The 10,483-nt window shown below is 40.1% G+C and carries 7 protein-coding genes; 2 read left to right on the top strand and 5 right to left on the bottom strand.

Features of this window, described 5'->3' with window-relative positions; all coding sequences use genetic code 11:
• The 5 genes from VNZ46_RS13740 to VNZ46_RS13720 form a co-directional block, all read right to left on the bottom strand.
• On the bottom strand, positions 1–946 hold a 946-nt coding region (locus VNZ46_RS13740), incomplete at its 3' end, for a hypothetical protein (protein ID WP_325560661.1).
• A gap of 11 nt (positions 947–957) precedes the next feature.
• Complete coding sequence (locus VNZ46_RS13735; RefSeq protein WP_325560660.1) at positions 958–2,412, bottom strand: RagB/SusD family nutrient uptake outer membrane protein; 1,455 nt, start codon at positions 2,410–2,412, stop codon at positions 958–960.
• Positions 2,413–2,437: 25 nt separating this feature from the next.
• Entirely contained in the window at positions 2,438–5,746 is a 3,309-nt protein-coding gene (locus VNZ46_RS13730) for a SusC/RagA family TonB-linked outer membrane protein (RefSeq protein ID WP_325560659.1), read from the bottom strand.
• Between the two features lie 287 nt (positions 5,747–6,033).
• Complete coding sequence (locus tag VNZ46_RS13725) at positions 6,034–7,245, bottom strand: FecR family protein (RefSeq protein ID WP_325560658.1); 1,212 nt, start codon at positions 7,243–7,245, stop codon at positions 6,034–6,036.
• Positions 7,246–7,320: 75 nt separating this feature from the next.
• Positions 7,321–7,902: an RNA polymerase sigma factor gene (locus VNZ46_RS13720; protein WP_325560657.1), complete on the bottom strand. Its 582-nt coding sequence runs from the start codon at positions 7,900–7,902 to the stop codon at positions 7,321–7,323.
• A gap of 355 nt (positions 7,903–8,257) precedes the next feature.
• Here VNZ46_RS13720 and VNZ46_RS13715 point away from each other — a divergent pair, with 355 nt between their 5' ends.
• A complete protein-coding gene (locus tag VNZ46_RS13715) occupies positions 8,258–9,112 on the top strand; it encodes an AraC family transcriptional regulator (RefSeq protein ID WP_325560656.1) in 855 nt (284 codons plus the stop codon).
• Positions 9,113–9,206: 94 nt separating this feature from the next.
• A complete protein-coding gene (locus tag VNZ46_RS13710; protein WP_325560655.1) occupies positions 9,207–10,403 on the top strand; it encodes an MFS transporter in 1,197 nt (398 codons plus the stop codon).
• Positions 10,404–10,483: the final 80 nt, after the last annotated feature.

Raw genomic sequence — 10,483 nt, 5'->3', positions numbered from 1 at the left:
GCAACTGTATAATATTTCTATCTGCAATATTAATGACGGCGAGATATGTTTGATCACCGCCTTCCACTTTCGGTAAATTTTTCAGGATTGTATCAGTATAACTCCATAACTCAACAACTTTTTTAGATTGTGGTTTTGAATTTTCTTTTTTTGTTAACGATGTGAATAAACGTTCCCCATCTTTACTGAAAGAACTGAGATATCCTAAATGTAATCCACTCTCGATATTCGTGGTACTTTTCCCTATGATACAAACTGCTTCAGACGACCCTATCTTGTAACACCAGACAGAATCTCCAGTTTTAAATGCGAATTGCTGATGCTTTACATCAAGAATTAGGTTTTCCGGTTTATTTCCTTCCCATATTTTAGAAACTTTATCCTTAGTTATATCTACAAGGTTTATAGATTGCCTCTGGGTATTACCTTGCATAGATTCAACTAAAATCAGAATATCATCTTCAAAGCTCCAACTATCTACATCAGCAAATACCCTCTCTTTATTAGTTTTCAAATTCTGTAGAACTAAACCCTTTGAGTTACGACTAGGGGTATAAAACAGATATTCTACTCCTTTGGCCTCTTTGAGGTTGCACCATGACACATTTGGAATATATTTAATTTGATCAGTTCCGAGTGTAAGCATACCCAGACTATCATTCTTAGTGATAAACAAGAAGTATTTGTCACTAAGAATCCATGAACCATCATTCAATCGTCCTCCTTTAAATTCCTTTTTCCATTTTCCATTTGTAGATTGAACTCTCAAAGTCTTGCTTCCAATAGGTACATTGTTAATATTGTAAAATACATATTGCCCATTTTTACTGATTGTCGGCCCACCTAACGAAGGCCACTCTTTATAGGCCACGGAATCTATTACTGATTTCTGTGCAAACAAGCAGTTTATACAGAAAAACAAAGTCACTGTTAAAAAAAATCTCATCACTTTTATGGTTAATAGCCTGCTGTTTGCGTTAAATTAGGATTACTCTGCAATTCATAAGATCCAACCGGATAATATTGCTGGTAACTTCTCCATGTACCACCATTACTTTTCTTCGGTGTAACTTTGGTCATGATTTCATCTACTGTATTTGTTCTTTTCAAATCGAACCAGCGGTGTCCCCATTCTGTAAAAAATTCTATCCTTTTTTCGTTTAGGATGAGGGTAATCAAATCGTCCTTGCTGATAGTTGGATTGGTATCATGGATTAATCTTAAACCTGCCCTTACCCGAATCTTATCTACATCTAAAATGGCATCGTCCAACTTATTTTGTGCTGCTCTGGATTCGGCCCGGATCAGATACAGTTCTGCCAAACGCATCACCGTGCTGTATTCTGTAATGCTTGTTGCATATGCTTTGATCTTGTACTTATAGGCATAATAATAGAGCGTACCATTTGCATTTACACTCTCTGTCCAGCTATTCCGGCGCTGGTCACCCGGTTGAAAATCCTCCATTAATTCGCGGCTCAGATAAACGGGGTTACTGCCAGATGGTCCTTCATCCGGGATTATAAAGACCGTTGCTTCCTGTGTATTAGATCCATCTATAATAGGCTGCAATTGCCAGATTGCTTCCCTGTTATTCTTTAAAAATACTTTATCCAGTGACTCTAACTGGAATTGTGCTGTATTTCCTAAAACAAGCGATGCCTGTATCTCCGCATTGACAAAATCTTTCATAAACAAATAGGTCCTAGCCAGTAAAGCGGAGGCAGCTGATTGGTTCGGTCTCACCCGTTCTTCTGATCCAGTTGGATAAGTTGTAATCCCATCACTTTTTAAATAACCTTCGCTTAAAAGGTTTTGCGCTGCTTTCAGATCAGCTACAATTTGATTGTACACTAGTACCTTTGATGATCTCCTGATCAGTGCGTTGATCGTATAATCGGTACTTAATACCAGCGGAACATCTCCATATAAGTTCACCAGGTAGAAATAATAGAAGGCGCGCATAAAATAAGCTTCTCCCAGTAAATGTTGCTTTACAGCAGGAGTCAGTCCAGTAGATGCCCCAAGCCCTTCCAAAGCTTCATTGATTACATACAACCTTTGATAACTCCTTTCCCAAAACCCCCTATATATATTAAGTGAGGTGAGGGCATTTTGGTAATACAAAGATAGGAGCAGACTTTGCGCCCCGGAGTAATAATCCAATTCATCTGCAGACAAGCCCGCAATGCCTGATAAGCCACTAAGTTCTTGAGAATCTATTGGACGACTGCCGTTACTTAAATTGACGTACAAAGAAGTAACCGCACCAATAGCTGTTGCATCATTGTTATACACATTCTTTGAACTCACACTGGTTGCCGGACCATCTATCTCAACGAGTTTTTTACAACTGTTTAATGTGATCGTTACAAACATCAAAGCCAAAGTGAAAATTATTCTGTAATTCATCTCGTTATTTTTTAGATTAAAACATTTATAAAGTAGCCTTTAAACCTATTGTAATCACTCTTAAAGGAGGAAGTGTCTCTGAACTTTTTGTTTCCGGATCCAATCCCTGATATTTTGTAAAGGTCCATAGATTTTGACCCTGTACGAATAAGCTGCAATTCAACAAATTCACCCGCTTACTCCATCCCGCTGGCATTTGCCAGGAAAGCGAAACATTCTTTAAGCGGATATAAGAAGCATCCGTCCAGGCAGCATCACTTTCATTAACCCTCCCCAGAGCTTGTGATACATCAAATCTGTTTGTTGAAAATCTTTGTATTGGGGTAATATCTCCAGGTTTTTGCCACCTGTCCATTAAAGAAACCAATTGATTTCCACCAGCTGATGGACCAATGCCGGCAAGTGTAGATCCAAATCCTTGATTTATGGCAATCTGTTTCACAAAAGAGAATAAAAAATCTATTTGAAGCCCTTTGTAGGAAAATGAGTTCTGAAAACCTCCGTAAAATTTAGGTGCGAGGTCTATTAAAACCGTTTTATCCAGAACATAATCCGGTGTTGTTGTCGGCTTTCCATTCCTGTCTTCAAATTGGTACAGTCCGGTCGCTGGATCCACACCTAAAAAATGATAGACGTACATTGCACTTGTAGGTTGCCCCACTACTTTAGTTGTTGAAAACCTTTGATCAGGAGAGTACGTTAACATTGATTTATTCGTTGACCAATTTATATTACTTGACCACTTAAAATCTTTGGTTTGTACATTCGTAGTTGTAATTGTGAAATCCCATCCTGAATTTCTAATCTTATCTCTCACGTTTTTATCTATCGCGCCAAAGCCGGTAGTTAATGGAAGCGTATAACTTCTTAGTTGGTTGGAAGAACGATTGATATAATAATTTGCATTAAGTAGTATTCTATCTTTTAGAAATCCCAAATCCAAACCAAATTGCAGTTTTTTGGTCTCTTCCCACTGCAAATATGGATTGGTTAAACGGTTGGGCTGATAGGCAACAATTCCTTGATAAGGTACCTGTTGTTGAAGAGGATCGTACAAACTTAAAAATCGATAATCCCCAATTTGATCATTTCCAGTTGTCCCATAACTTGCTCTTAGCTTTCCAAAACTTAAAAATGTCAAATGATCTTTAATTAAGAATTCATTGGAAAAGATCCAGGCACCACCGACTGCAGCAAAATTATGAAACTGGCTTTCAGGTCCAAAACGCGAACTTCCATCTCTCCGGCCAGTTAAATTCAGTATATAGGTATCCTGCCAGTTGTAATTGATCCTGCCAAATAATGCATTGTATTTATAAGTAGAATTAATTGATGAGAGTGCAGTTACACTAGTAGCGGAAAGTATGTCTTCCATCACAAGATCATTGCTAAATCCACTTGCTAAAATTCCTGATCCTATACTTGTATTTTTAGAAATTGTTGTACCTAAAAGTACTTCTAGCTTACCTTCACTTATATTACGGTTATAAATTAATTGAGGCTCTATAGACCAGGAATTAATTTCATTATTTACAAAAATCGCTGTTCTCTTATAATATGGAAGGAGTTCTGGTGGAACAGACTGTAGTAGTCCTTTACTAATACTATTAGATTTTAAATTATTATAACCAAAAATACTTTTGAGCTCAAGGCCAGGCAAAATTTGATAACCCAAATTCAGGTTGCTCATCAAATTATTTGTTTTAATTAAAAAACTGTTATACATAAGGCCTAATGGATTACCTCTAAAGGTTGTTTTTCCAAATTCATCTGGTGCCCAATTGATACTACCATCAGATTTGTATAATAAAGGCGCAACTGGAGCCAGCTGCATTGCAATACCGGTTAGATCTTCATTGGGCAATCGGTTATTATCAAACAAATAGCCTCCTGAAAATCCAATTTTAAACCTTTGGTTGGCGGAAGTATTACTGATGTTAAACCGGGCAGATGTTTTATTATCTGCATAACTCCCAGGGAAAACAGTAGTCTCTCTATGATGGCCTACGCCCACTAAAAAGTTCGTTCGGTCATTTCCTCCGGACACTGATGCATTGAAGTCCTGATAAGCAGCCGTTCCTCCGATCAGTTCCTTTTGCCAATCAGTATAACGGTTAATATCCCAGTTACCATTTAAATCACTGTCTACATATGGCCCTGGGTCAGGAGCAACAATACCATCATTTTTGAATGCCTCCCTTCTCATTTCAAGATATTGTTGGGAATTCATCAGGTCCAGTTTACGGGGTACTTTTGCCCATCCAGATTGAAGATTCAAATTCATTCTAGTATCTCCGGCTTTTCCTTTTTTAGTGGTAATCAGTATTGCTCCATTTGCCGCTCTGGAACCGTATATCGCTGTGGCATCCGCATCCTTTAATACGTCTATACTTTCGATATCGGAAGGATTTATAAAACTTTGTGGATTACCCTGAGATGTCGCAACTCCTAGCCCAGTTGAGCCAGAATTACCCAAAATATCGTTACCTCCTGGCAATAACTGTGAGGTAAAAGGCACACCATCTATCACATATAACGGATCGCTTCCATTATTTATACTATTCTGCCCTTGTATCCTCACTTTCACCCCCGTCCCAGCAAAACCACTCGCTTGTTCTATAAATAATCCAGGAACTCGTCCTTGTAATGCGAGTAGCGGATTATTTACCGGCTGTTTTTCAATCACATCTACTTTAATAGTCGTCACATTCCCAGTAGAAAGCCTCTGCGTCGTCGTTCCATAAGCAATCACCTGAATCTCATCCAGCTTCGACAAACTCTGCTCCAGTACCACATTCCCCATATTTGCCGAAGCATTCACTTCCTTTGGCAAATACCCAATAAAACTTACCACCAGCACAGCACCCTCTTCCACCCCCCTCAAAAAGAACTTCCCATCCTTATCCGTACTCACGCCCTTCCCCGTTTTCTTCACCTTTACACTAGCACCAGGAAGTGGTTTGCCATTTTCGTCCAAAATTTTACCACTAACATCAATACTATTAAAACGATCAAAAAAATTTTCAAGAAAGGAAGGCTTTTTATTCTCCTTTATCACAATGGTGTTATCGGTAATGGTATAGTCCAGATTCTGATTCACTAAAATTTGATCCAGAACCTTACATACTTCTACATTATTAAATTTCGCCTCTACAGGTTTTGAATTTTTAAGTAATTCTGAATCCCAGACCACATTATAGCCTGTTTGCTTTTTGATCTCTGTAAAGACCTCTTTTAAACTTGCCTGAGATTTCTGCATAGTGAGCCTTTGGGCAAAACCCGCAGCACTAACCTGCATTAGTGTAGCTATTAATATTACGGTGACTAATCGCATAATAAGCCAAATTTTATGGATATAAACTTTGGGGTACACCCAATATCCTTGTATAATTTTATACATTTGCTTGCTTGGTATGATAAGCAGTTGCCTTAAGCTTCCAATCTGTGGGCACCTGCGGTTAAACGGTTGATTTAATTATTGACTTTACGCCAAACACTAACCAGGAGTGTTCAAGCACTTCTGGTTATTTTCCTACCTGCCTGGTTAAGGGTCGTTTCTATAAAAATTTTTCATTTGTTGGTTGTTGGTTAATGGTTAGTTGATATTGGTTAATTAGGCGTTTATTTAGTAACGTAAATGGTTTTCCCTTCTATTTTAAAATGTACACTGCCGGTTAGCTCCAGCTTCTCCAGTACTTTAGAAATGTTTTCAAATCTGGAAACGGAACCACCAAAAGGTTTATTTGGGTTAATATCTTTGTAAATGATGTCTACATCATACCAGCGGGCTATTTTGCGCATAATGTTTTGTAAGGGTTCGTCATTAAATACAAACTCTCCGTTTTTCCAGGCAATAGCATCGTCCGGGTTTACGTCCGTTACTTTGATTGCAGCACCAGTTAAACTGGCTTGTTGGCCGGGTTTGAGGAATACGTCATCTCGCAGCGAGGAGAGATCTCTCGTCGCAGCGTTTCCCTCAACATGACGAACGGCGACGCTACCTTCAAGGAGAGTAGTTTTAACAACTGGTTCATCGGCGTAGCTGTTGATGTTAAAGTGTGTTCCGAGTACTTCTACTATCTGTCCAATGCTCTTTACTTTAAATGGATGTTGTTTGTCTTTGGCTATTTCGAAGTAGGCTTCGCCGCTTAAAGTAACCTCCCGCTGCCCACGCCCAATAAAGGTGACAGGATAAATCAATTTAGAGGCGGCATTGAGCCATACTTTGGATCCGTCAGGGAGTCGGATCTGATACTGACCTCCTTTCGGAGTTTCGATTGTGTTGAGAGCATTCGAATAACTAGTCCGAGATTCATATATCACCTGCCCATCGGCAGTTTTTGTGATTTCAACGCCCGCTTCTTTGGCAATAGCGCCGTTGGCGGCATCGGTTAGGGATAGGCGTTTGCCGTTGGATAAGATTAGGTAGGCTTTGTTGGACCCGGGTTTGATGTCGTTACCAGCGAGTCCGAGGTCCTGACCTGCGTCAGGATGACGTGGAGCATAATAGGATGTATAGAAGAAGATGCTTAAGCCTACGATTAAAAGAATGGCTGCTGCCGCAGCGATACGTGGCCAAAGTTGCTGAGTGATCCTTTTTCTTATAGAACCAGTTGCAACATTTTCAGAAGATTGAATCTTTGATTCTACTCCAGATTTCAAACCTGCTTCGATTTTCTGAAGATCAGACACAGAAAAACGATCCGATGCATTAGGTGCTTCATTAAAAAGTTCATAATAACTTTCCAAAACATCCACCTCTTCTGCAGAAGCAGCTCCCTTCAGGTACTTTTCTATGAGTTTTAAGAATGTGTTTTGATCTGAAACTTGCATACAATCTTCGGGTCTTTTAAATACAGTATATTAAAATCACCGAATGTCCTATGCCGAATGAAAATATTTTTTCGGTCAGCTTTTCATCGCCATTAGAATCATAGAAATGGTCATCGCTTTATCCAGTGTATCCTTTAAATGGTTGGTTGCTGTGAGCAACTGGTTTTGTACGGTCTTTTGCGCTATTCCCAAAATGTCACTAATTTCTTTTGTAGAGAGTTCTTCCTGAAACCTCATCTTAAAGATTTCTTTACGTTTCTCCGGCTGCAGTTCCAGCCATTGCTCAATCTTTGCTTTGAGTTCTTTTAAATTGATTTCGGAATCGGCCTGGGTATCGGCTATGGCCATGTGTTCCAATGGCTCCTCAAATACGGGTAAGCGTTTTTCTTTCTTGTACTGCATAAATACCTGATAGCGTACCGACATATTGATATATGCCTCCAGGTTATCAATATTCTTTTCCACCCGCTTTAACCAAAGATCTGCAAATACATCCTGTATCAGTTCTTCGCAAATCTGCGCTTCACGTAGTCGTTTGTAAGCCTCGTTAAATGATTTCTGCCAGTACCGTTTGTAAATTTCATCAAACGCAGCTTTGCTGTCTTGCTTTAAAGAAGCAAGCAATTCCGCATCAGAAAGTGTAGCGTACATCTTCATCGTTTCACGAACTGGCTTATTTGGTTATTTAAAAATACTAAAAACTTATTGCAATGGTATGTATTTAAGATGAATAAGTGGTTATTATTTTTTCACACAACAAAATATATTATTCTTCTACATTCGGTTTTTCAATCTAGTTAAATAGGTATGGGCCCGGTGTATTCTTAGTCATGGACTTACAATTAAAAGGAAAGACCAAGTTTGTAAGCGGATCCGAAGCCGATTTCTTTAAGACAGAACGCCCGTTTTCGTTACTGCAACGATTTGCCAGTGTGGATGAGGCAGCGAACCCTTTTATTTATTTATCAATAGTCTTATATTTGTACAATCTTTCTCTAAATCATTAAATATAATGGTAAAAGAACAATTATATGAGCCATTCACTGTTTCCGTCGAAACAATGAATGAATTCCCAAAACGGGCCAGACAAAACGCTTTTTTTGAATTGGTGTACATTCTTTCCGGAGAAGGCAAACATTGCGTCAACGATAACCGCTATGCTTACCGTACCGGCGATATGTTCCTTTTTGCCCCTGACGACCTGCATGATTTTAAGATCGAAACGACTACCGAGTTTTTCTTCCTTCGCTTCAACGATATTTACCTAAAATCAAATGGTATTATAAAGGACAATGTACAACGGATGGAATACCTGCTGTATAATGCCAAACAGATCTCCGGATCAATATTGCGTTACGAAACTGATAAGCCACTTGTCAAGATGATGGTGGAAACCATTATCAGGGAACGGGTTAATCGCATCAATTGCTGGGACAAATTGACGCTGGCCTTAGTGAACGCTTTGGTGGTGGTCATCGGGCGAAGTATTGAAATGAATCTGCCCGAACAGTTTGCGGAAGACAAAGAAGATAAAGCGCTCGATATTTTACAATATATCCAGGCCAATATCTATGATCCTAAGCTGACTAAAGCGGAACACATCAGCGATAAATTTGGCATTTCCCTGAGTTACCTTGGGCGTTATTTCAAAAAGCATACTGGCCAAACTATGCAGGATTATATAGCGCATTATAAACTCAAGCTTATCGAGAACCGTTTGCAATACAGTAAAATGCGTATCTCCGAGATCGTAGATGAATTGGGCTTCGCCGATGAAAGCCATTTCAACAAATTCTTTAAGAAGCAAAAAGGCATGAATCCCTCACAGTTCCGCCAAAAGGCGGAAAGTACGACCATTTCTGCATAAATGACAGATTTGTACAAAATTTACGAAACGAAAGACAAACGATAGCCGCCGGCCTATTGCGAACTTTGTATGGTTATTTAAAACAACACCTACAATGGAACGCATAGCAAATCTTAACATCGCTCAAAAATCTAACCTGGTTAACCCGCATAACCGGAGCACAGTTTATATTCTCGCCCTGGGTGTCTTCGGTATTATTACAACAGAATTTGGCGTGATCGGCATCCTGCCGGAATTGGCCGCCCGCTTTCACGTTTCTATCGCGCAAGCCGGCTGGCTGCTTACCGCCTTCGCCTTAACCATTGCCGTTTCAGGCCCTTTTATTACCCTGGCTGTATCGCACATTAACCGCAAAGTCGCTTTATCGGTTGTGCTTGGAATATTTATTTTATCCAATATTTTCTCCATGATAGCACCCAGCTTTGGATGGCTATTGGCCGCCAGGATACTCCCAGCCTTCTTTCATCCAATATTTTTCTCGGTGGCCATGGGCACCGCAGCCCAATCGGTCGAGCCGGACAAAGCCCCCAAAGCAGTAGCTATTGTCTTTTCGGGGATAAGCGTGGGTACGGTATTGGGTGTGCCGTTAACGGTATTTTTTGCCGACCTGTTTGACTGGCGTGCGGCATTCGCCGTTTCGGCGGTGATTAACCTGATCGCGGTACTGGCGCTGTTATTTCTTTTGCCGTCTATGCCTGTTACTGAACGCCCATCATTCGGTAGTCAATTAGGCATTCTTAAGAAGAAAAAAACCTGGTGGAGCATCATCACCACTATCCTGATCATTACCGGGATGACCGTGAGTTATGGTTACATGGCCGATTACCTTAAAAACGTGGCACTCATGAATGGAAAGATGATCAGTATGGCCATGCTGCTTTTTGGCGGTGCGGGCGTATTGGGAAATTTATTGATCGGCCATCTGCTGAGCCATAACAAGATACGGACAGTCTGGTTATTTTTTGCAGGTCTGATCGCGGTGCAGGCCATCCTGTTTGTGGTTGCCAAACAATTTTATCCGGCATTCGCCTTAGTCATCGTTTGGGGCTTTATTCATACGGGCGGTTTCCTTTTAGGCCAGACGCTGATCACCAGTTCGGCGCCGGAAGCGCCGGAATTTGCCAGCAGTATTTTTGTATCTGCGGGTAATACAGGCTTTGCAGCCGGTTCATTTGCCGGTGGTCTAGCCATTAATACTTTTGGTGTACAGGCATTGCCTTTAGCCAGTATCGCTGTATTACTTGCTGCTGCTTTGTGGTTTCTTGTTCAGCAAAGGCTAAGCAAAAATTAATAAAGTGCTTAAAAAAGGTGTCGTTAATCCCCCTGTCATTACATTTTAATTTGATAATCATTAACTTTAGGTATGAAATT

The sequence above is a fragment of the Pedobacter sp. genome, assembly GCF_035566355.1.
In the GTDB taxonomy this organism is placed as follows: Bacteria; Bacteroidota; Bacteroidia; order Sphingobacteriales; family Sphingobacteriaceae; genus Pedobacter.
Note: the sequence above shows the minus strand (reverse complement) of the source record. Positions and strands in the feature narration are given on the sequence as shown.